Raw genomic sequence first — 21,088 nt, 5'->3', positions numbered from 1 at the left:
GCGCATCCGGTCCGAACTGAAAATCAGTCGCTGACGAGATTGCTTCGGAGGGTCCGGGAAGCACCTGGTGCCGTTCCTGGCAGTTGTCCCGTCCGTGAAGGGATTACATCGACCGTTCGCTCGCTCACGAACGGCTCTCTCCGCGCGGTCGCGGCGATTTCCGTCGCCTGGGCATACGCGACCAACAGGACGGCAAATGCCGTCGCCAGCAGCCCCAGACTGCACGCAACTTTTCTATCCATTTCACACCCAATCAGTTCGGAGCGCGTCCCACTTCGCCCCTTCCCGAAGGCTTCATATGATGATTGCATCGTCGGCGCAATATTTAAATTTGAAGACGGAGGTGGTGTGGCAGTGCCAGACCAATTGCACGGCGGCACCGGCCTGGATGCAATGTGGCTGCAGGGGATTGACCGGAAATGTCAGGCCTGTAGGGATTGCTGCAACTGGAATCGAACGAACCCCGAGGAAACCTCAATGACACAGAAGGCAGCGGCGGCGACCAAGAAGGCGGTCCGCCCGGATCTCGACGCCGAGCTGAACAATCTCGCGATGTCGAAGGAGGCGCAGCCGCTGTTCGATGCCGTGAAGGCACACATCAACGAAAACGTCGCGCCGATCACCGAGGAGTTCTTCCGCCTGGGCGAGGGCCGCAAGGATCGCTGGAGCTGGGCCCCGGGGCAGCTCGAGCTGCTCGAGGGCGCCAAGAACAAGGCCAAGGCCTCGGGCCTGTGGAACTTCTTCCTGCCGCATTCCGAGATCGGCCGCGGCCTGACCAACCTGGACTATGCCTACATCGCGGCCGAATTGGGCAAATACCAGCTCGCTTCCGAGTCGCTGAACTGCTCCGCGCCGGACACCGGCAACATGGAGGTGCTCGAGAAGGTCGGCACCCCGGAGCAGAAGGAGAAGTGGCTGAAGCCGCTGCTCAACGGCGAGATCCGTTCGGCCTATGCCATGACCGAGCCGGGTGTCGCTTCATCGGATGCCAAGAACATCGCCACGCGTGCCGAACTGGTTGGCGACGAGTGGGTGATCAACGGCGAGAAGTACTACATCTCCGGTGCCGGCGACCCGCGCTGCAAGATCATGATCGTCATGTGCAAGACCAGCCCTGACGCCTCGCCGCAGTTCCAGCAGTCGCAGATCCTGGTGCCGATCGGCACGCCCGGCCTCGAGATCGTCGGGCCGATGACCGTTTTCGGCCACGACCATGCGCCGCGCGGTCACATGCACCTCAAGTTCAACAATTGCCGCGTCCCGGCCTCGAACATGCTGCTGGGCGAGGGTCGCGGCTTCGAGATCAGCCAGGTCCGATTGGGACCGGGCCGAATCCATCACTGCATGCGGTCCATCGGCGCGGCGGAGAAGGCGCTCGACCTGATGGTCAAGCGCGGCTCTACCCGTACCGCCTTCGGCAAGCAGCTGATCGCCCTTGGCAAGAATCTCGAGCTGGTGAGCCGCGCCCGCATCGAGATCGAGGCGATGCGCCTCATGGTCCTGAAGGCCGCCAAGGCGATGGACGTGCTGGGCCATCGCGAGGCCCGCGTCTGGATCAGCATGGTCAAGGCGATGGTGCCGGAGAAGGTCTGCGTGATCATCGACCAGGCGATGCAGATCCATGGCGCCACCGGAATCTCCCAGTGGTCGCCTCTGTCGGAAATGTACGTGAACCAGCGTCATCTGCGCTTCGCCGACGGCCCGGACGAGGTCCATCACATGGTGGTGGGCCGCGCCGAGATCAGCCGGCACTGAGCGGATATCCGGGCCTGGCCTTGACAGGCCGGGCCCGGCGTAATTTTGTTGCGTAATATTACGAGACGGGAAGATCGGATGAAGGCGACGAGGACATCCCTGCAGGCGGCCATGGTGCTTCTTCCAGTGCTGCTAAGCGGCTGCGAGGCGGCGAGTTCCATGGCCGGCGCGGGCCTGTCCGATCCCAAGCTGATGAAGAGCATCAACGACGCCTATGAGGCGCGCGACAACTGCCTGGCTGCCAACGTCCATCTCGCGGACGCCTTCAGCACCAGCGCCCAGTCGCTTGCCGCCAATGTGGCGGCGTCCTGCCAGACCCAGACCGATGTGCTCAACGCCCTCAGCAATCCCCATGGCGATCCGCGGATCACATCGGCGATCCAGAAGGATTCGAGCTTCCGGGCGATGGGCTACGTGCTGAAGGCCCGCGGCCAAGGCTGACGGGCGGCCTCAGACACGACGCCACATCGGCGGGCGCGTCCTCACCGGATCGAGCAGGGACCAGTCGCCCTGTTCCACGACATGCCCCTTGGGGAAGGGTGAGCGCGGCTCCTGGCCGAGCGAGCGCATCACGCGATCATCGCGGTAGTAGCAGAGCAGTACCACGCGATTGAGGGCGAAGAGGGGAGCTCCGCCTTCCTGCTTGAAGCGGGCTGCGACCTCGCCGCGGCGCTCCGCGGTGAGATCGGAGAAGGCACCGCCGGACAGCGTGACGAGCTGCTGCAGCGCGGTCTTCGCGTCGGCGGTGTCGCGTTCCAGGCTCCTCAGGATATCGGGGAAGATCAGATCGTCGTCGGCGCCCGGCACGCCATGGGTGGCGCTGGCGGGAATCATCAGGCCGGCCAGCGCGCGCAGGTCGCGGGTCTCGGCGTCGGTCAGGGTCTCGTAGGTCATGACGTTGGGCCTCAGTCGAAGAGCGTGGCGTCGGCGAGACGCCGCTTGATGTTGTCGGCGATGTAGAGTGCCAGGGCCTGGATGGTGGAGGTCGGGTTCACGCCGCCCGATGTGACCCAGATGCTGCCGTCGACGATGAACATGTTCTTCACGTCGTGGCTGCGGCCCCATTCGTTGACAACGGACCGCTCGGGATCGGTGCCCATGCGGGCCGTCCCCATCAGGTGCCACCCGGCATTGAGCATCGGCGCATCGCTCCCGACATTCTTCGCACCGGCCGCTTCGAGGATCTCTTTCGACCGCGCAACGCCGTGGGCCATCATCTTTTTCGTGTTTTCGCCCAGAGTGTACTCGATCTTCGGCGCGGGAATGCCATTGCTGTCCTTCAGCACCGGATCGAGCGTGACCCTGTTGTGCTCTTCAGGCAGATCCTCACAGATCGCCGAAAGGCCGAGCTTGCGGTTGAAGATGGTGCGGTAGACGTCGTGATGCGCCTCGCCCCACGGCAGGAAGCCGCGCGCGGTGTTGGCGATCGCATCGACGATCATGCCGGCGCCGCGATGGAGCTGCAGGGTGTAGCCGCGCACGAATCCGCGGGACCTGTCGGTCTCGTAGAATTCCTGGCTCCACAGCGAGAGCTGCGCGCCGGTATTGCCGTCGATCGGCTCGTCGACATAGCCGTAGGTGTGGGCGAAGGGATGGAACATCAGGTTCCTGCCCACCAGCCCGCTCGAATTGCCAATGCCGTTGGGAAACCTGGCGGACACGGAATTGAGCAGCAGGCGCGGCGTGCCGATTCCGTTGCAGGCCACGATCACCATCTCGGCCGGCTGGAAATGCTCCTTGCCCTCGGCGTCGTAGTAGATTGCACCAGTCGCGAGGCCGTCGGGACCGACCGTGATCTCGCGGACGCGCGCGCGGGTCCGCAGCTGGACGCCGGCGCGGATCGCGTGCGGCCAGTAGGTGACGTCGGTGCTGGCCTTGGCGCCCTGGGCGCAACCCGGCGTGCAGTGGCCGAGATTGATGCAGGGCGCACGGCCGTCATACTCGGTCGTGGCGATGGCGGAGTCCGATGGCCACCAATGCCAACCGAGCTTGTTCATCGCCTCGCCGAAGCACTTGCCCGTCTTGCCCAGCGGCAGCGGCGGCATCGGCAGGGCATGATGCGGATAGGCCGGGTCGCCCTCTAGGCCAGCGACGCCCGTCACGCGGTCGTTCTCGGCAAAGAACGGCTCCAGGGTGGCGTAATCGACGGGCCAGTCGTCGGCCACGCCGTCCAGCGTCTTCACCCGGAAGTCGGACGGGTGCAGGCGCGGATAGTGCGCCGTGTACATGATGGTGCTGCCGCCGACGCCGTTGAAGTTCACGACCTGGATGGGCGAAGTGCCGTTGTTGATCGGGTAGTCGGTCTCGCGAGCCCGGCGGTTCGGGTTGATGGCGAAGTCGCCGAACAGGCGGGCCTCCCAGTCCCGGCCGTTGGTCGGGTAATCCGTGGGCTTCACCCAGTCGCCCTGCTCGAGGCAGAGGATGCGCATCTTGGTGTCGGCGAGGCTCCAGGCCACCGCCGCCCCCGAGGCGCCGGAACCGATGATCAGGACGTCGACCTTTTCGTGCATGGGCGTTCTTCCGTTAGCGGGCGAGATGCTGGCTTATGGCGCGGGCGGCCAGGGCATGACCGCGGACATTCCAATGGCCGTCGTTGGCGAAGTGGTAGGCGAGTGGGGCAAGTTGTGCCTCCAGGACAGGCTGCAGGTCCAGCACATCGATGCCGCGCCGTTGCAAGGCGACGATGAAGGCCGTGTGGACGCGGTCCTCGATGGCCCGGGAGCGGGAGTTGCCGACCCAGAGCGCGCGGGAAGGGATCAGCACGACGAGCGTGCGATACTGCTCCGCGATCTCCTTCAGATGATTGGCCGAAGAGTCGATGATCGCGGGATCGTAGTCGTTCTTCGCAATCCCCTCGAGGTTGGGCACGATCAGGCCGGCTTTCACGGCGAGGTCCCGCAGCCACGGCGTCTGCTGGACTGTGGTGACGGCGAGGAGATAGAGGGCCGAATGGCCAGCCAGCCACTCCTTGAGTGCGCTGCCACTGTCGGGCGGCGGTCCGCCCTGCGGGGCATCTCCATAGAGATGGAGATCGTTCTCCATGCAGATGGCGATGACGACGCGGCCGGCCCTGGAGCCGAGCTTCCTCGCATAGTCGAGGAGGGCCGCGTAGCCGTCTATGTCCGTGGGAGTCGAGAGGTTGAAGGTCCGTCGGCCGGTGAGGATCTGGAGCTGGTCGGAGAAGCGGTCCTGGGCTTCGACGCCCCAGCCCCAGGTGAAGGAATCGCCCACGACGAGGATGTCGTCCGAGCCCGCCGTCGCAACGTCGTTTGCGTCGCGCAGTCCGTGTGAATTGATGTGGACCGCGACGTCATAGTCGCCGGTGTTCTTGACCTGGCGGGCCTCCGTGCCGGGTTTGCCAAGAAGCAGGGACCCCACCGGATAGGTGAATTCGAAGCGGCCGGAGGGATCGAAGGCGGGGAAGAGCAGGCGGGTCAGACCCTCGGCGAGGCCGAATCCGGCGACGAGGCCGATCAGGACGGCCAGGATTGATAGGGCGCTGCGGCGTTTCCGGCCGGTTTCGACTCGTGGCATCTGGGGGCTGGCTTCGACACTCATGTTCAAGCAAGACTGTCGCCAGAATATCAGCGAGGAAAGAGCCTTCCCATGCCGGATACCACCCTTGCGCGGGCTGCGGCCACGCGGACCGAGCATTTCGATGTCGTCATCGTCGGCGCCGGCATTTCCGGCATCGGCGGCGCCTATCATCTCACCCACCAGATGCCCGACCGCAGCTTCGTCATCCTGGAGACGCAGGAGAGCTTCGGCGGGACCTGGCTGACCCACAAATATCCGGGCATCCGGTCCGACAGCGACCTCCACACGTTCGGCTATCGCTTCAAGGCGTGGAAGGGCAAACCGATTGCCACCGCGCACGAGATCAAGACCTACATGGGCGAGGTCATCGAAGAGAACGACCTGGCGCGGCATATCCGCTACCGGCACCGGATCGAATCCGCGTCCTGGTCGAGCAAGGACAATCTCTGGACCCTCGAGGGCGTTCGCACCGACACGGGCGAGGCTGTCCGCTTCACGGCCAACTTCCTCTGGATGTGCCAAGGCTATTACCGCCATTCCGTCGGCTACACGCCCGAATGGAAGGACATGGAGACCTTCAAGGGCCGGATCGTCCATCCCCAGACCTGGCCGGAGGATCTCGACTACACGGGCAAGAAGATCGTCGTGATCGGCTCCGGTGCGACCGCGGCAACGATCATCCCGGCGATGGCCGACAAGGCCGACCATGTGACGATGCTGCAGCGGACGCCGACCTATTTCATTCCCGGGCGCAATGCCATCGAGCTTGCCGAGACGCTGCGCCAGCTCGAGGTCGACGAGGAATGGATCCACGAGATCGTGCGCCGCAAGATCCTGCACGACCAGTCGGTGTTCACCCGGCGCTCCTTCGAGGAATCGGACAAGGTGCGGGCCGAGCTGCTGGCCGGGGTTCGCGCCCATGTCGGACCGGATTTTCCAATGGAGCCGCATTTCACGCCGAGCTACCGGCCGTGGCAGCAACGCATCGCGTTCGTCCCGGAAGGCGACCTCTTCAAGGCCGTCCGCTCCGGCAAGGCCTCGGTCGAGACCGACGAGATCGATCGCTTCGTGCCGGAGGGCATCCTGCTCAAGTCGGGCAAGGTGCTCGAGGCCGACATCATCGTGACCGCCACCGGCTTCAATCTGTCGGTAATGGGCGACATCGCCTTCGCGGTGGACGGCAAGCCGGTCGATTTCGCCGATACCGTGACCTATCGCGGCATGATGTTCACCGGCGTGCCCAACATGATCTGGGTGTTCGGCTACTTCCGCGCGAGCTGGACCTTGCGCGCCGACCTGGTCGGCGATTTCGTCTGCCGCCTGCTGGACCACATGGACAAGCATCAGGCCCGCAAGGTCGAGGTCGCCCTGCGGCCCGAGGACAAGGACATGGCCTTGTTGCCCTGGATCGATCCCGAGAACTTCAATCCGGGCTACCTGATGCGCGGCATGCATCTCCTGCCCAAGCGCGGCGACAAGCCGGAATGGCAGCACACGCAGGATTACTGGAACGAGAAGAACGTCTTTCCGGCCATCGACCTGAAGGACAAGGCGTTCGTCTACGGCTGATCTTTCGGCCGGTCAGAGGCTCGGGGGGAGCGGGGATGGAGCAGGGGAAAACGCGCCGCGTCATTGCGGCCGGCGCGATCGGCAACGTGCTGGAATGGTACGATTTCGCGGTCTACGGCTACTTTGCCGCCGCAATCGGCCGCGCCTTCTTCCCCAGCGAGGACGCCGTCGCCCAGGTCCTGGCAGCCTTCGGGATCTTCGCCGTGGGCTTCCTGATGCGCCCCATCGGCGGGGCGGTGATCGGGGCCATCGGTGACCGGCTCGGCCGCCGCGCGGCGCTCACTTTCTCCGTGGCCGCCATGGCTATCCCGACGTTCCTGGTCGGCGTGTTACCCGACTACCAGACGCTGGGAATCGCCGCACCGATCCTGCTCACGCTTCTCCGCATGATCCAGGGCCTTTCGGTGGGCGGCGAATACACGACGTCCATCATCTTCATCATCGAGCAATCGCCGCCCGACCGGCGCGCCTTCGTCGGAGCACTGGGCTGCTGCGGCGCAGTCGGTGGTATCTTGCTGGGCTCGGCGACGGGGGCGCTTCTGGCCTCCGTGATGTCGGAGCAGGCGCTGGAAAGCTGGGGCTGGCGTTTGCCGTTCCTGCTGGGGCTGGTCGTCGGCATCGCCGGTGTCGTGCTGCGCCGACATGTCCATGAGTCGCCGCGCAAGGCTTCGGCCAAGTCGCCGCTGGTCGACACGATCCGCAACCACGGCCCGCTGCTGGTCAAGCTCGCCGCGCTTTCCGTATTCAACTCGGTCGGCTTCTATCTGATGTTCGTCTACATCGTGAGCTGGCTGCAGTTCGCCGACGGCATTGCGCCCGCAACGGCGCTGGCGATCAATTCGACCAGCATGTTCGTGATGCTGCCGGTCATGGTCCTGATGGGCTGGCTGTCCGACCGCTACGGCCGGCGTCCCGTGATGCTGGGGGCCGCGGCACTGGGCTTCGTCGGCGCGCTGCCGTTCTTCTGGCTGATGCACCAGGGCCAGCCCGCGCTCGTCCTGCTGGGCCAGTTCGGCTTCGTGCTATCGGTCGGCGCTTTCATCGGCGGCCAGCCGGCCCTGATGGTGGAGGCCGTGCCGGCGGAGATCCGCTGCACCGCCATCGCGCTCGGCTACAACGTGACCCTGGGCGTCCTCGGCGGCTTCAGTCCGTTGGTCGCCACCTGGCTCGTCCACCGGACGGAGAACGACTACAGCCCGGCTTTCATGATCATGGCGGCCGCGGCGATCTCCTTCGCGGCCATCCTGAAATTCGAAGAAACCTACCGGCTGAAGCTCCAGACCGCCTAGTGCAGTGTGACTTCAGGTTCGAGCGTTACCCGCTCCTGCGGCCGAGCGGAGGGGGGGGTGATTTTGCACGTCTCATGCGCAGATTGTTGCGGTATTCAGGCCTCCGCAGACCGGGAATCGCTCTCCAGGGGGCGTTTTTCGCTTCGTTCGTTTCGGATATTGCGCATATTTCGGTTACGTGCCCTGGCGATGGTGCCGCATCGCCGTCGGAACCGTCAGGTGCGGGGCTAACGAAGGATCACTTTCGTCTCTCCGTGAAGCGGGGAGAAGCTCCGGATCGCGTCGCGCACGACAAGCTCCGGCCGGGCGAAGGTCGACTGGAGCTGCGTGAGTTCGTTCGGCGCGTCGAGTACCTGCGCAAGCTCGTCGAGCATGGGCAATTCCTCCTCCGGCAGCGCATCGATCGGTACTCGGTCGGCCAGGCCCCAATAGTCCCAGGGAAGCAACTCGACCTTGTTGAGTGCGGCGAGGTCCCGCATCAGGCTTCCGCGGATGAACCAAAGGCCTCGGATGTCGATGCTCGGAACGCCGAACCGGTCGGGCGCGACCTTCCCGTCGCGGGCTAGGCGCCAGCCGTCGGCAGCGACGACGAACTGGTCGCGCGCCAGGTCCAGTGAATTGACGGTCACGCCCAGCCTCGATTTCACGACCGGATCGACATTCGGATCGACGAGCACCCAGCGTCTCTGCGCTTCGCTCCAGTATTCGCAGACGCAATGGTCGCTGTACGTGTCCGGCTTCCCCGAGAAGTACGTCGCGAAGCCGAAGCGCAGTCGGGCCGGCATGCCCACGTGGCGAAGCAGCGAACAGAGAAGGAGTGCGTAGTCCCGGCAACTGCCGACGAAGCGCGCGCCCGGTTCGCGCGGCGCATCGAGTGGTCGATCGTCCTTCTCGATCAGTCGCCGGTAGATGTCGGAGGCATAGCGGGTGTCGACCTCGCCGAGCCGCATCCGCCCGTCGAGATCCAGCCCGTACAGACCGATGAAATCCTTGTCGATCACGAGGCCCTGGACGATCGCGGCAAGCGCCTCGATGTCGGACGGCAGGCCGATATCGAGTGGCGTGCGCTCGCCCGCATCGGTCGTTGCGCTCTGTGCACTGTAATAGGCAAGAGCGGCTGGCGGCATCTTCGCCCTACTGCAGCTTGATGCCGGCTTCGGCGATCAGCTTGCCGAGCAGCTCGCGCTGGCCGGCGATCCAGGTCCGGAACTCGGCGGGCGTGTTGGCGACCAGATCGGCGCCGGTCGGGTCAAGGCGCTCCTTCACCTTCGGATCCTTGATCGCTTCGGCCACCACGGCCTGCATGCGATCGACCAGGGCCGGCGGCGTGCCGGTGGCGGCGAAGAGGCCGTTCCAGTCGTTCAGGTCGAAGCCCGGATAACCGCTTTCCGCCAGGGTCGGCACGTCAGGGAAGGCGACGGAGCGCTTGAGGCTGGTGACCGCCAGAACGCGCGCGCGGCCGGCGGCGACGGGCGGGCGGATCGAATTGGTGGTGATGATCACCGAATCGACGGCGCCCGCACCGATGTCGCGCGCGGCGTCGGCGCCGCCGCGATAGGGCACGTGGATCAGCTTGATGCCGGCCCGGCGCTGCAGTTCCTCGCCGGCCATGTGGGCCATGCCGGCCGCCGGTGGGGTGCCGTAGCTGATCGTGCCGGGCTTGGCCTTCGCAGCGGCAATGAAATCCTGGACGGTCTTCGACGGGAAGTCCTGCTTCACGGCGACGACCTGGGGGAAGCTCGCGAGCTGGGTGACCGGCAACCAGGTCTGCGCATAGTCGAACGGCAAATCCTTCATCAGCAGGGTGTTGGTGATCTGGTTGGCGGCGTCGACCAGGAAGGTCTGACCGTCCCTCGGCGCCTGCAGCACGGCGTTGGCAGCCACGACCGCATTGCCGCCGGTACGGTTGTCGATGATCACCTGCTGGCCGATGATCTCGCTCACGCGCACGCCGATGTTACGCGCCACCGTGTCGGCAGCGCCGCCGGCCGCGAAGGCAACGACCCAGCGGACCGGGCCCTTGGGCCAGTCGCCCTGGGCAAAGCCCTCGCGGGCGATGAAGGGGGCGGCAAGGGCCGCCCCCAGGAGAGTTCTACGGGCAATCCGGCTCATTTCCTGGGTTCCAGCAGTTCGGGCACTACCCAGAGCGCGGGTTCGCCGCGGGCAACCCTCTGGACGTTGTCGAAGCCGTTGCGCAGGCGGGTGACGTTGCTCTCGAAGGTCGGGCCGGCGAGGTGCGCCGTCAGGATGACGTTGTCGAGCTTCAGGAGGGGATTGTCCGGTGGAGTCGGCTCCTCGTCGAACACGTCGAGGCCGGCGCCGAACAGGTTGCCGGAGGATAGGGCGGCGATCATTGCCTTCTCGTCGATCACGGGCCCGCGTGAGGTGTTCACGATGATCGCCGACTTCTTCATGGCGGCGAGTTCGTCCTTGCCGATCATGTGCCGGGTCGAATCGTTCAGCGGCACGTGCAGCGAGACGATGTCCGAATGCTTCAGGATTTCCGGCAGCAGGCGGAAGCGGACGCCGAGCGCGTCTTCCTCTTCCTCCTTGAGGCGGGCGATGTCGTAGTAGTGGACGGTCATGCCGAAGGCGAGGGCGAGCTTCGCGACCTTCTTGCCGATCGTGCCGAGGCCGATGATGCCCAGCACGCGGTTGCGTACCTCGTGGACGGTCGGCGGCGAGTTCCCGTGCCAGCGCCCAGCCGTGACGTTGGTGTGCTGTGTGATCAGCCGGCGCGAGACCGCCAGCATCAGCAGCATGGCGTGCTCGGAAACGGCGACCGAGTTGGCGCCGCCATTGGCGCAGAGCGGCACGCCGCTCTTGCGGGCGGCTTCCAGATCGGCGCGGTCGTAGCCGGCGCTCAGCATCTGAACGAGCTTCAGGTTCGGCGCGTCCTTGTAGAGCTGAGACGTCACATATTGCTGGATGAAGCCCACGAAATAGTGCGTGCCGGGCAGGGCGGCCTTCTGCTCCGGCGAATTATGCAGCGCCTTGACGATCTCGTAGCCCTTGGGGGCGAGGTCGTCGACCATGGACAGGGTGTCCTTGGGACCGACGACGAGTACGCGTTCAACCATTACCATTCTCCTCAGACGACTTTCTCGAGTTTCTGCAACGAGCGCAGGTACTTTGGCACCGGAGCGCCGGGAAAGGTGCTCGGCCAGTTGGTGTAGCTCACCTCGCCGACATAGATGTCGCCGCGTGAATCGACCGCGAGGCCGTGCGGCGACAGGAACCGGCCGGCCTGTTCGCCGGGTCCGTCCTGGCCACCGAGCCGGGCCAGCGTCTTGCCCTTGCTGTCGACGATCGACAGGCGGGGGCCGAGATTGGTGTGCTTGCTGTTCACCGGCATGCCCGGCCCGAGCTCGCCGATGATGAAGGTCGGATTCTTCGCCCCGCCGCAACAGTAGAGCGCACAAGGCCGGTGCATGTTGTTCCACTGGGCTTCGTATTTGCCGTTGCCGTCGAAAACCTGAACGCGGTGATTCTCCCGGTCGGCGACATAGACCCAGCCTTCGGCGTCGGTGGCGATGTTGTGCGCGATGTTGAACTCACCCGGATCGGTCCCGGTCGTGCCCCAGCACATCAGGTGCTTCCCATCGGGCGAATACTTGTGAACACGGCTGTTGCCGTAGCCGTCGGAGACGTAGATCTCGCCCTTTGGCGAGAGGGCGGTGTGGGTGCAGCGGTTGAACGGCCTGCCGCTCAGGAACGGCGCGGGCTGGTTGGGCGCGCCGATCGTCATCAGCACCTTGCCGTCGGTCGAGACCTTGCGAACCGTATGGTCGCCGTCATCGGTGCAGTAGAGATTGTCGTCGCTGTCGATGTGGATGCCGTGGGCCCGACTGAACAGGCCTTCGCCCCATGAGCGCAGGAAGTTTCCGTCCCTGTCGAACACCATCATCGGGTGTTCGCCGCGGTTGAAGACGTAGACCCGGTCCTTGCTGTCGACGGCGACGGCCGCGACATCACGGAATTCCCAGCCATCGGGGAGCTTCGCCCAGTTCTCGACCACACGATAACGATGATCGCCGCTGCCCAGCACGACCGACATGACTCTACTCCTCAGTGACCGGCGAGAACGGCTTCCGAGATCTTCTCGGCCGTCATCAAGGTGGGGAAATTGGTGTTGGCGCAGGGCACCACGGGGAAGATCGAGGCGTCGACGACACGCAGGCCCTGCACGCCGCGTACCCGGCCCTGAGTGTCGACCACGGCCATGGGATCGTCGTCGCGGCCCATGCGGCAGGTACAGGAGGCGTGCCAGACGCCGATCGCCGCCTTGCGCACGAAGGCTTCGAGTGCGTCGTCGTCGTTCATCACCTGGTCGAAAGTGAAGCCCTCGACCACGTAGTTATCGATCATGTAACGCCGAAGTGCCGCAGGCCCGTCCAGCATCGTGGCGACCAGCCGGGTCAGCCACTTGTTCTTCGTGTTGACCACGCCGATCTGACGCACCCGGTCGCTGTAGGAGGCCGGGAAGGGAACGTCGGTCACCGCGCGCAGCGCATCGGTCATCTGCACGGCGGCCATCAGCTTGAAGCCGCTCATCAGCCGGTCGAGGTCGCGCTTGTCGGACAGCAGGTTGAACTCGACGAGGGGCTCGCTGCGCCAGTCGCGCGAAGTGAGCTTGACCTGGCCGGTCTCGGAATAGGTCTTGTTGATGAAGGTGAGCAGCGAGGCGATCTGCTCGCCTACCGCATGCCAGGCCGACTTGCTGACCACGGCTACGAACATGTCGCCCTTGGGGATGCCGGGCAGATTCGACGAATAGCGCAGGCCGACATGGATGTGCCGGCGCGTATGCTCGCGCAGGCGGGCGCCGCGCTTGATGAACGACGAAAGCGCGATCGACGGATGATCCATCAGCCGCTGGCCGACGCCGGGCAGGGCGGACACGACGGGAATGCCGAGCTCGGCGAGTTGGCCGACGGGACCGATGCCGGCGCGCATGAGGTGGGCCGGGGAATGAATGGCGCCGCTGGAGAGGATCACCTCGCGGGCGCGGAATTCCTGCTCCTTGCCGGCCACCCGGGCCTTAACGCCGACGCAGCGTGTGCCCTCGAACAGCAGCGACATGACCTGCGTGTCGGTCGAGATCGTCAGGTTGGGGCGCTTGCGGGTCTCGGCGTCGAGATAGCCCATGGCGGCGGAGACGCGCCGCTCCTCGGCGTTGGAATGCGTGACCGGAAAATAACCGTCGACGAACTCGCCGTTCTGGTCGGGCAGGTACTTGAAGCCCTTGGCCTCGAAGGCGCGGCCGACTGCCTGGGCATGGCCCGCCCACTTGTCTCGCGGGATGCGGCGCACGGGAATGCGGCCGTCCTTGCCGTGCAGCGGTCCGTCGAAATCGAGATCGCGCTCGACCTTCTTGAAATAGGGCAGGACGTCGTTCCAGCTCCAGCCCGCGGCGCCCCGGCTCTCCCATTCGGCGTAATCGGTCGGTGCGCCGCGGTTGGCCATCTGGCCGTTGATCGAGGAGCCGCCGCCCAGCACGCGCGCCTGTTCGTACTTGCGCAGCGGCGGGCGGTTCTCCTGCGGGTTGTTGTGGCTGACGACCTGGGTATGCACTTTGAGTTCGGTCCAGTGGAACCGCGGGTCGAAGTAGGCCGTGCCGGAATAGCTGTCGGCGATTTCCTTCGGCTCCCGGCCGGGCGGCGTGTCCGGACCGGCCTCGCACAGCAGCACCTTGTTGGCGCTCCGGGCCGACAGCCGATGGGCCATGACCGAGCCTGCCGATCCGCCGCCGACGATGATGTAGTCGTACACTTGGCGTTTCCCCGTTTATTGCGGACACGCTAGCACGGATGGGGCCGGATGTGGTTGTCCGCTTGCCGGGTTGTGTGAAGCCTGCAATCGTCGGCAAAAGCCAGCGAGGGAGGTTTCGTATGCCGGACGTTAATGCCGCAAACGCCGATGTCGCCACGCCGGAACTGATGAAGGCGATCTCCGCTGCCTTCAACAGCCGGGACGTCGACCGCATCGTTTCCCACTTCACCGATGATGCCACCTTCTGGCTGGCCCGCGGCCCCGAGCCGGTCGGCCGCACGCTCAAGGGCAAGGAGACGATCCGCCGGACGCTCGCCGAGCGGTTCAAGGTGATCCCCGACATGCGCTGGGACCACAAGGAGTACATCTACGCCGGCAACCGCGCGATCTCGGTCTGGACGGTGAGGGGCAAGGGTGCCGACGGCGAGGACCTGAACTACCAGGGCTGCGACATCTACACGTTCCAGGGTGGCAAGATCTCCGCCAAGGACACCTACTGGAAGATCGTCGAGAACAAGGATCGCCTGTGATGGTCCACGATCTCGTCATCCGCGGCGGCACGGTCGTCGACGGTTCCGGCGCGCAGCGCTTCACGGCCGATGTCGGCATCAAGGACGGCAGGATCGCCGAAATCGGGCGCATTACTGCGCCCGTATCGAAGACCATCGACGCCGACGGGCTGATCGTCTCGCCGGGTTTCATTGACGGCCACACGCACATGGACGCGCAGGTCGCCTGGGATCCGCTGGGCAGCTGTTCCTGCTGGCATGGCGTCACGTCGGTCGTGATGAGCAATTGCGGCTTCGCCCTGGCGCCCTGCAAGCCAGGGGATCGCGACCTCTATGCGCGCTGCCTCTCGGCGGTCGAGGACATCCCGACCGAGGCGATGGCGGCCGGCATCGACTGGACTTGGGAGACCTTTCCGGAATACCTCGCGACCGTCGAACGCCTGCCCAAGGCCATCAATTACGGGATGTATATCGGCCACTCGGCGCTGCGCATGTATGCGATGGGCAAGCGGGCCTTCACCGAGAAGGCGACCGAGGACGAGATGGTCCGCATGGCCGACCTCGTGAAGGAAGCGCTGCGAGCCGGCGCCATGGGCTTCTCCAGCTCGCGCGCCTCCACGCACGTGACACCGGACAATACGCCGGTCGCCAGCCGCATCGCCGACTGGGAGGAGATCGACCGCATCGTGGCGGCGATGGCCGAGCTCGATGCCGGCATCTTCCAGGTGGGGCCCGACGTTGCAAGCGGCCCGGCGCACCGGGCCTTCCTCGCGCGGCTGCGCGAACTGGCGCTCACCTACAGGCGCCCGGTCATGTTCGGCGTGCTGGCCACCAAGCAGGGCGACGATCCGACGGGCTGGGCCTACCAGACGCGATACATCGACGAGACCGTGGCCGCCGGTGGCCGCATGTTCGGCCAGGGCACGACGCGGTCCATCAACGCGATCTTCTCTCTGAAGTCCTATCTGCCGTTCGATGTGCTGCCGGCCTGGCGCAAGGTCCGCGACCTGCCGATGGAGGAGCAGAAGCGGCAGCTGGCCGATCCCGAGGTGCGACGCGAGCTGGTGGCGGCGGAAAGCCGGATGAAGCCGCGCGACAACGTCTTTCAGGGCGGCGGGGCGGCGACCACGGATCCGCGCAAGCCGGACTACGCCAACCTGTTCGCGATGACCGGCGTCGACTGGGACGACCCCACGGTCGAGCAGCTCGCCCGGGCGCGCGGGCAGCATCCGGTCGAGGTCATGATCGACCTGTCGCTGGCAAACGAGAACCAGGTTTACGTCCAGCCTCTGGTGAACGAATCGCCGGACGACGTGCTGGGCATCCTGAAGCACGACCGCACGCTGGCGACCTTTTCGGATTCCGGCGCCCATGTCGCCCAGGAGATGGGCTCGTCGCTGCAGACCCACCTTCTCAGTTACTGGGTGCGCAAGCGCGGCGCCTTCACGCTCGAGGAGGCGGTGAAGAAGATCACCCGAGACAACGCCGCCGCCTGGGATCTGATCGACCGCGGCCTTATCGGCGAAGGATACCGCGCCGATCTCGTGCTGTTCGAGGAGGATCGCATCCGGCCGACGGTGCCCACGGTCGAGCGCGACCTGCCGGGTGGCGCACGACGTCTCGTCCAGAAGGCGGAAGGGATCAGGGCAACCCTGGTGAACGGCGCAGTGGCATTCGAGAACGGAGAGGCGACGGGCGCCTACGCCGGGACGGTTCTGAAGGGACGGCTCGCCCGCTGACGGGCCCTTGCCACTTCTTCTGCCGAGGTCCAAGAGATTCCCGATGGTCTTGCAGGAGCGATGGTCCTGCGGCCCGTCCCTGTGCGAGGCCGTGAGATCCTGACAAGCAGCAATGGAAGACGCCGTTTACGACTATGAGAAGGGAATCCCGGCAGGATTCTACGACAAGGTCTATCGGCAGGGAGCGGGCGTACGCTTCTGTTGGCACGACCTGAAATTCCGGACGGTCGCGGCTCAACTCGGCACGCCGCGACGGGTTCTCGACATCGGGTGCGGTCCCGGCACCTTCATCGGCAACTATCTGACCGGCATCGAAGCGCTCGGCCTCGACATAAGCGCCGCCCAGATCGACTACGCGACACGAACCTACGGAAGCGCGACGCATCGGTTTTCCACCCGGCCGATCGGCAGCCTGTCCGAGACGGGCGAGCGTTTCGACGTGGTGACGGTGGTGGAACTGATCGAACATCTGCCGCCGGACGCGGCGATCCGACTGCTCTCCGAAGCACGCGCGCTGCTGGCGTCCGACGGCGTCCTCGTCGTGACGACTCCCAATTACAGGTCGCTGTGGCCCCTCATCGAACTCGGCGTCAACGCCTTGTCGCCGGTGAGCTATGTCGAGCAGCACATCAACAAGTACCGTCGGGATCTGCTTGGCGAGCATCTCTCGGCGGCGGGTTATCGCGACGTCTCGATCAGGACGGCGCTGGGCCTCGCTCCGTTCGCGGCTGTGTTCGGCCTCGGAGCGGCCCACACCCTGCACGCCGTCGAGGCCGGCGCGAAGCACCTCGGCATCGGCAATCTCCTCCTGGCCACGGCCCGGCCGTGACGCCGCTACAGGGCCTGATCTGTCTCGTCGCCGCAGCGCTGATGCTGGTGGAGGTCACCGTCCTCCAGTCGCGATTTGCCTTCCTGGCCGCTGGGGCGGCGACTGCTGCGGTGGCGCTCGCCCTGGTCCATGGGGAGGCGACGCGCCGCGGAGAGGGGCGCGGCGCACTGCTTTACGCCGTGGGGCTCCTCGGGGCCGTCGGGACCTATTGCTATCTCGCGCTGGCTCCGTCCGGAGCGATCTCGACGCAGGACGAAGTCATCGAATGGGGGCGGATGGACAAGCGTCCGCTGATCTTCGGCTATCTTGGTATCGCGGCCTTCATCGCCTTCCACTGGCTCTGGGTCGCCTTCGTTCAGGGCTCGCCATCGGCCGTCCGCCCGACTCCGGCCCCGACCGCGGCGAAATGGCCGGTGCGGCTGCTGGGCGCGATCGGAATCATGGGGTTGGCCTTCTGCTGGATCGGTCTGCCGGCGCTGCGCGGCGCCGACGTAATCGGCGGTGACGGCCTCGCGAAGTTCTACGACGTTCATTCGCACGTTCACCTGAGCGCGCTGCAGCAGATCAGGCTTGGCGCGATTCCCTATCTGGAGGCGCAGACCCAGTACGGACCCGGAAACCAGCTGCTTCTGGGCGCTCTCACGGACTTCGTGCACTTCAGCAACCACGGCTTCCTTGGCGCCAACCTCCTGCTCAACGCCGTCTGCGCCATCGTCTTCTTCGTCGTCGTTCAGCAGTTCCTGGGTTTCGGCTGGGCGGTCGCCGGGCTCGTCGGCTGGGTTCTCTGGCCGAGCCCCGCCCTAAGGATCGATCTGGCCGGTTGGGCCGTGCTCACCCGATGGGTGGCGATTCCCATCCTTTCGCTTTGGTTTGCCTGGCTGCTGCTGGGCGCGGGGTCGGCGAGACGCGGCTGGGACGCGGCGATCCCTGGAGGGGTGCTCTGGGGGCTGGGCGGCTTCCTCAGCCAGGAGAACCTGAGCGGAGGCCTGCTGGTGCTCGTATTCTCGCTGGCCCTGCTCGGGCCGGCATCGGGAATGTCGCCGAAGCGGCTCGCGAGGTTCGCGGGCCTGTTCGTTGTCGCGGGTGGCGTGACCTTCGTGATGCTGGTCTCAGCCTTCGTGGGACCATCGCACCTCTTCGAGGTGGTTGCCCTCGCGAATGCGAAGTCCAGCCTGGTGATGGCCGGCGTCTCCAATTCGATATGGTCCGACAATCTCGGTCTGCAGCTCACCTGGAACATCGTGGACGGGCGGCTGGAAACGGACCTGCGGGCGACCGGCGAGTTCAGGGATCTCATCCTCACCTATGCTCTGGTGTTCCTCTTCCTGCTCGCGCTCGGCCTGTTGGGGGCATTTCTCGGACGTCGGTGGAGTACGGCCGACGAGTCGACGCGGGAGTTCTGCGCGAAGTTCGCGGGCGTGGCGGTCGGCGCGTTCGTGCTGCATCTCTTTTCGCTGCTGCGCTCGGACACTTCCCATCTGGCAGGACCGTCGTTCCTGTTGGCGCTGTTCCTGCTGATGTTGCCGGTCTTCCTCTGGCGCTGCCTGAAGCCGGGCAGGGCGCGGACGCTTCTGGTGATCATCTCGGTGGCCATCATCGCCGAGGCAGCAATCTCAGCGCGGGTCGAGGTCGAGCGGCGCGCGGCGAGCCTCGGTTCGGTCTGGCGCGAGTCGGCGGCAGTGCTCGATCTCTATACCGAGTTGCGAAGCCACCGGGGCGAGGTTTCCGATCTCGCCGGTCTCTACTCGCCGCTTCCCCGGGTGCAGGCGGCTTTTCGCAACCACCCTGATTTCGCCGAGGTGGAGGAGTTCTTCGGCCTGCTGCGCGACCGCCTCGGGGGGCGGCCCGTCGAACTGGGAGCGTACAGGTTCGATGATCTCGTTGCTCACCCCGACACGTTCTATTTCCTGGGGGGAGTGCGCTCGCTCTCGGGCATCACCTCGCCGAAGAACAGCCTCTGGCTGCGCTCGGAGCAGGAGGCGCGGATCGGCAGGATCGCCGGTATGGGCCGCGGCTGCCTCTTCTTCGCTTCCGATTCGAACAGGCTGCTGGTCGATGCCTGGATGCGGTCGGTCAAGCCGCCCCAGACCATGACGGTCGAACCGATCGCCGGCCGGCGCGACTACGGCACGCTGGCCTGCAAGGCCGGTTCCTAGGAAAGCTCCCGGCGCACGATCGCCGCACCTTCGCTCAAGGCCTTGAGCTTTCCAAAGGCGACGGCGCGCGGCAGGTACTTCATGCCGCAATCGGGCGCGGGCAGGAGTTTATCCGGTCCTATATGCTTCAGGCCGGTGCGGATGCGGTCGGCGACCTTCTGCGCCGTCTCGATCTCGGGGTCGCTGAGGTCGATGACGCCCAACATCACTTTCTTTGGTGCGAGGTCCTTCAGTACGCCGAGGTCGAGCCTGGGCTGAGCCGATTCGATGGAGATCTGCTGGGCGATCGTGTCCGAGAGCTGCGGCAGGAAGGAATAGCCGGTGGGCTTCAGGCCGGTCACCACGGCGGCATAGCCGAAGCAGAGATGGATGACCGTCGGCACGGTGATGCCTTCCAGCGCCCGGTTGATCGCCTTCACCGCGTAGCGCTTGGCCTCGTCGGGGTTGTTGCGCAGCCAGGGTTCGTCGAGCTGAATCACGTCGGCGCCGGCCTTTACCAGTTCATGCGCCTCCTCATTCACTGCGGCGGCGTAGTCCATGCACATCGCCTCGGCATCCTTGTAGAACTCGTCCTTCACCTGCTGGCCCATCGTGAAGGGGCCGGGCAGGGTGATCTTGGCCAGCCGCTCCGTATTGGCTCGCAGGAACTGCATGTCACGCAGCTCGACCGGCCCCGTCCGCCGGATCTTCCCCACGACCCGCGGCACCGGAGTCCGGCTGCCGCTGCGGTTCACGATCTCCGCCGGATTCTCGTCGTCGATGCCCTCCAGTGCGGTCGCGAAGCGGTTGGAGTAGCTCTCGCGCCGCATCTCGCCATCGGTGATGACGTCGATGCCGGCGCGTTCCATGTCACGGATGGCGAGCAGGGTGGCATCGTCCTGCGCCTGTTCGAGCCAGGGCTCCGGGACCCGCCACATGTCCTTCACGCGGGTGCGCGGCACGCCCTTGCTCAGCAGTTGGCGGTCGACCAGCCAATCCGGCTGGGGGTAGGAACCGACGACAGTGGTCTGCAGAAGCATTTCGCCCATCTGAATTCCATTTCTCGCGAACTTCGATTGCGCGGCAGTCTGCGGCCCGTTTAAGTCCCTGTCCATGTTCGGACGCATCGTGTTGCTGCTGATCTTCGTCCTCGTCGGATCCTGCAGCGGGGACCTGCCCAGCAGTTCGATGGATGGCGCTCGGGCCGAGCGAGCCTTCGGGCTGCTGCGATCGTCGGCCTCTCTCGTCGCGTTAATGCGCGACCGCGACATCCGTCCGCCCGACCTCTCGGCGCCCGATCCGTTGCAGCAACTCCGGCAAGAGCTCGCCAAGAGCGACCCGAGTGGGGCCTTTGCCGGAATGACCTACGACCTGACGCGCGGAAACACCCTGACCGTCGACTGGCTGGTTCAGACGCCCAACCGTTGGGGACGCCGGGCGGACGATCTCACCTGGTTCGCCATGGGCTGCAAGGAGTGCGAGCCCGACATCTCCCTGCCGATCTGCGCCACCGATGCCGATTGCAACGGCGGCACCTGTGCCGCGATCTGGCCGCGCACGCCGGGTCGTCGCACCACCGCGCGGAAAGTGTGCCTCGGCCATTCCGACGCCCTGCCGGTCAGGATCCACGACCTCGTCGCAAGCGCTCGTGACAGCGTCGACATCGTCGAACTGCAGCCGGCGCCGAGCGGGCGCTTCACCGCGGCGCTCAGGGCTGCCATTGCCCAGCTGGCATTCAGCCGCCGCAAGGTCGAGGTGCGGGTCCTCATCGGCCAGTTTCCGCCGGAGGGCGTCGATGCCGCGGCGTTCCTCAAGGAACTCGTCGAGACGGCGCGCAGCGTTCCGGGCTCCCGTGTGACGGTCAGCGTCTCGGCGATGCGGAGCTGCACGGTGCTCGAATCCTGCAACAGCTTCTCCTGGAACCACGGCAAGTTCATCGTCGTGGACGGACGGG

At 65.6% G+C, this 21,088-nt stretch carries 18 protein-coding genes; 9 read left to right on the top strand and 9 right to left on the bottom strand.

Going from position 1 to position 21,088, the window contains the following annotated elements; translation table 11 throughout:
- The first annotated feature begins 477 nt into the window (after positions 1–477).
- Both EPO41_RS13960 and EPO41_RS13955 read left to right on the top strand, forming a co-directional pair.
- Positions 478–1,755 (top strand): acyl-CoA dehydrogenase family protein, encoded by a 1,278-nt coding sequence (locus tag EPO41_RS13960; RefSeq protein ID WP_296326018.1) that lies wholly within the window; start codon positions 478–480, stop codon positions 1,753–1,755.
- Positions 1,756–1,833: 78 nt separating this feature from the next.
- Positions 1,834–2,196, top strand: coding sequence for a hypothetical protein (locus tag EPO41_RS13955; protein WP_296326016.1), 363 nt, complete (start codon positions 1,834–1,836; stop codon positions 2,194–2,196).
- Positions 2,197–2,205: 9 nt separating this feature from the next.
- On the opposite strand, the gene EPO41_RS13950 is transcribed toward EPO41_RS13955, so the two are convergent.
- From EPO41_RS13950 to EPO41_RS13940, 3 genes are read right to left on the bottom strand one after another with little or no spacing between them, the layout of a single operon-like run.
- Positions 2,206–2,649, bottom strand: coding sequence for a hypothetical protein (locus EPO41_RS13950; protein WP_296326014.1), 444 nt, complete (start codon positions 2,647–2,649; stop codon positions 2,206–2,208).
- 11 nt (positions 2,650–2,660) lie between these two features.
- Positions 2,661–4,265 carry a GMC family oxidoreductase gene (locus tag EPO41_RS13945; protein ID WP_296326011.1) on the bottom strand — a complete coding sequence of 535 codons (1,605 nt, stop codon included), beginning with the start codon at positions 4,263–4,265 and terminating at the stop codon, positions 2,661–2,663.
- 13 nt (positions 4,266–4,278) lie between these two features.
- Positions 4,279–5,289, bottom strand: coding sequence for an SGNH/GDSL hydrolase family protein (locus EPO41_RS13940; protein WP_296326009.1), 1,011 nt, complete (start codon positions 5,287–5,289; stop codon positions 4,279–4,281).
- A 72-nt stretch (positions 5,290–5,361) separates the two neighbouring features.
- Between EPO41_RS13940 and EPO41_RS13935 the strand changes: the two genes are divergently transcribed.
- Together EPO41_RS13935 and EPO41_RS13930 are read left to right on the top strand one after the other, a co-directional pair.
- Positions 5,362–6,861, top strand: coding sequence for an NAD(P)/FAD-dependent oxidoreductase (locus tag EPO41_RS13935; RefSeq protein ID WP_296326007.1), 1,500 nt, complete (start codon positions 5,362–5,364; stop codon positions 6,859–6,861).
- 35 nt (positions 6,862–6,896) lie between these two features.
- Positions 6,897–8,150: an MFS transporter gene (locus EPO41_RS13930; protein WP_296326005.1), complete on the top strand. Its 1,254-nt coding sequence runs from the start codon at positions 6,897–6,899 to the stop codon at positions 8,148–8,150.
- A gap of 227 nt (positions 8,151–8,377) precedes the next feature.
- Here EPO41_RS13930 and EPO41_RS13925 read toward each other — a convergent pair whose 3' ends face one another.
- From EPO41_RS13925 to EPO41_RS13905, 5 genes are read right to left on the bottom strand one after another with little or no spacing between them, the layout of a single operon-like run.
- Positions 8,378–9,277: a transglutaminase domain-containing protein gene (locus tag EPO41_RS13925; RefSeq protein WP_296326002.1), complete on the bottom strand. Its 900-nt coding sequence runs from the start codon at positions 9,275–9,277 to the stop codon at positions 8,378–8,380.
- A 7-nt stretch (positions 9,278–9,284) separates the two neighbouring features.
- A complete protein-coding gene (locus tag EPO41_RS13920; protein WP_296326000.1) occupies positions 9,285–10,262 on the bottom strand; it encodes a tripartite tricarboxylate transporter substrate-binding protein in 978 nt (325 codons plus the stop codon).
- The gene (locus EPO41_RS13915; protein ID WP_296325999.1) at positions 10,259–11,230 is read right to left on the bottom strand and encodes a 2-hydroxyacid dehydrogenase; all 972 of its coding nucleotides are present in this window, start codon (positions 11,228–11,230) and stop codon (positions 10,259–10,261) included. The genes EPO41_RS13920 and EPO41_RS13915 overlap by 4 nt, the downstream gene beginning before the upstream one ends.
- 11 nt (positions 11,231–11,241) lie before the next feature.
- Positions 11,242–12,207 carry a peptidyl-alpha-hydroxyglycine alpha-amidating lyase family protein gene (locus tag EPO41_RS13910; RefSeq protein ID WP_296325997.1) on the bottom strand — a complete coding sequence of 322 codons (966 nt, stop codon included), beginning with the start codon at positions 12,205–12,207 and terminating at the stop codon, positions 11,242–11,244.
- 11 nt (positions 12,208–12,218) lie between these two features.
- Positions 12,219–13,922 (bottom strand): GMC oxidoreductase, encoded by a 1,704-nt coding sequence (locus EPO41_RS13905; protein WP_296325996.1) that lies wholly within the window; start codon positions 13,920–13,922, stop codon positions 12,219–12,221.
- Positions 13,923–14,041: 119 nt separating this feature from the next.
- On the opposite strand from EPO41_RS13905, the gene EPO41_RS13900 reads away from it, so the two are divergent.
- The 4 genes from EPO41_RS13900 to EPO41_RS13885 all read left to right on the top strand — a co-directional run bounded on the left by EPO41_RS13900 (position 14,042) and on the right by EPO41_RS13885 (position 19,155).
- Positions 14,042–14,452, top strand: coding sequence for a nuclear transport factor 2 family protein (locus EPO41_RS13900; protein WP_296325993.1), 411 nt, complete (start codon positions 14,042–14,044; stop codon positions 14,450–14,452).
- Positions 14,452–16,170, top strand: a complete 1,719-nt coding sequence (locus tag EPO41_RS13895) for an amidohydrolase family protein (RefSeq protein WP_296325992.1) — start codon at positions 14,452–14,454, stop codon at positions 16,168–16,170. The genes EPO41_RS13900 and EPO41_RS13895 overlap by 1 nt, the downstream gene beginning before the upstream one ends.
- A 112-nt stretch (positions 16,171–16,282) precedes the next feature.
- On the top strand, positions 16,283–16,999 hold the full coding sequence (locus tag EPO41_RS13890) for a class I SAM-dependent methyltransferase (RefSeq protein ID WP_296325990.1): 717 nt from the start codon (positions 16,283–16,285) through the stop codon (positions 16,997–16,999).
- On the top strand, positions 16,996–19,155 hold the full coding sequence (locus EPO41_RS13885; RefSeq protein ID WP_296325988.1) for a hypothetical protein: 2,160 nt from the start codon (positions 16,996–16,998) through the stop codon (positions 19,153–19,155). Before EPO41_RS13890 ends, EPO41_RS13885 begins: the two co-directional genes overlap by 4 nt.
- Here the strand turns inward: EPO41_RS13885 and EPO41_RS13880 are convergent.
- The gene (locus tag EPO41_RS13880) at positions 19,152–20,183 is read right to left on the bottom strand and encodes a 5-methyltetrahydropteroyltriglutamate--homocysteine methyltransferase (protein ID WP_296325986.1); all 1,032 of its coding nucleotides are present in this window, start codon (positions 20,181–20,183) and stop codon (positions 19,152–19,154) included. The two genes, EPO41_RS13885 and EPO41_RS13880, sit on opposite strands and share 4 nt — an antisense overlap.
- A 64-nt stretch (positions 20,184–20,247) precedes the next feature.
- Here EPO41_RS13880 and EPO41_RS13875 point away from each other — a divergent pair.
- On the top strand, positions 20,248–21,088 hold an 841-nt coding region (locus tag EPO41_RS13875; protein WP_296325984.1), incomplete at its 3' end, for a hypothetical protein.

It is taken from the genome of Reyranella sp., from assembly GCF_004297265.1.
GTDB lineage: Bacteria > Pseudomonadota > Alphaproteobacteria > Reyranellales > Reyranellaceae > Reyranella.
This window is presented reverse-complemented; position numbering and strand designations above follow the sequence as displayed.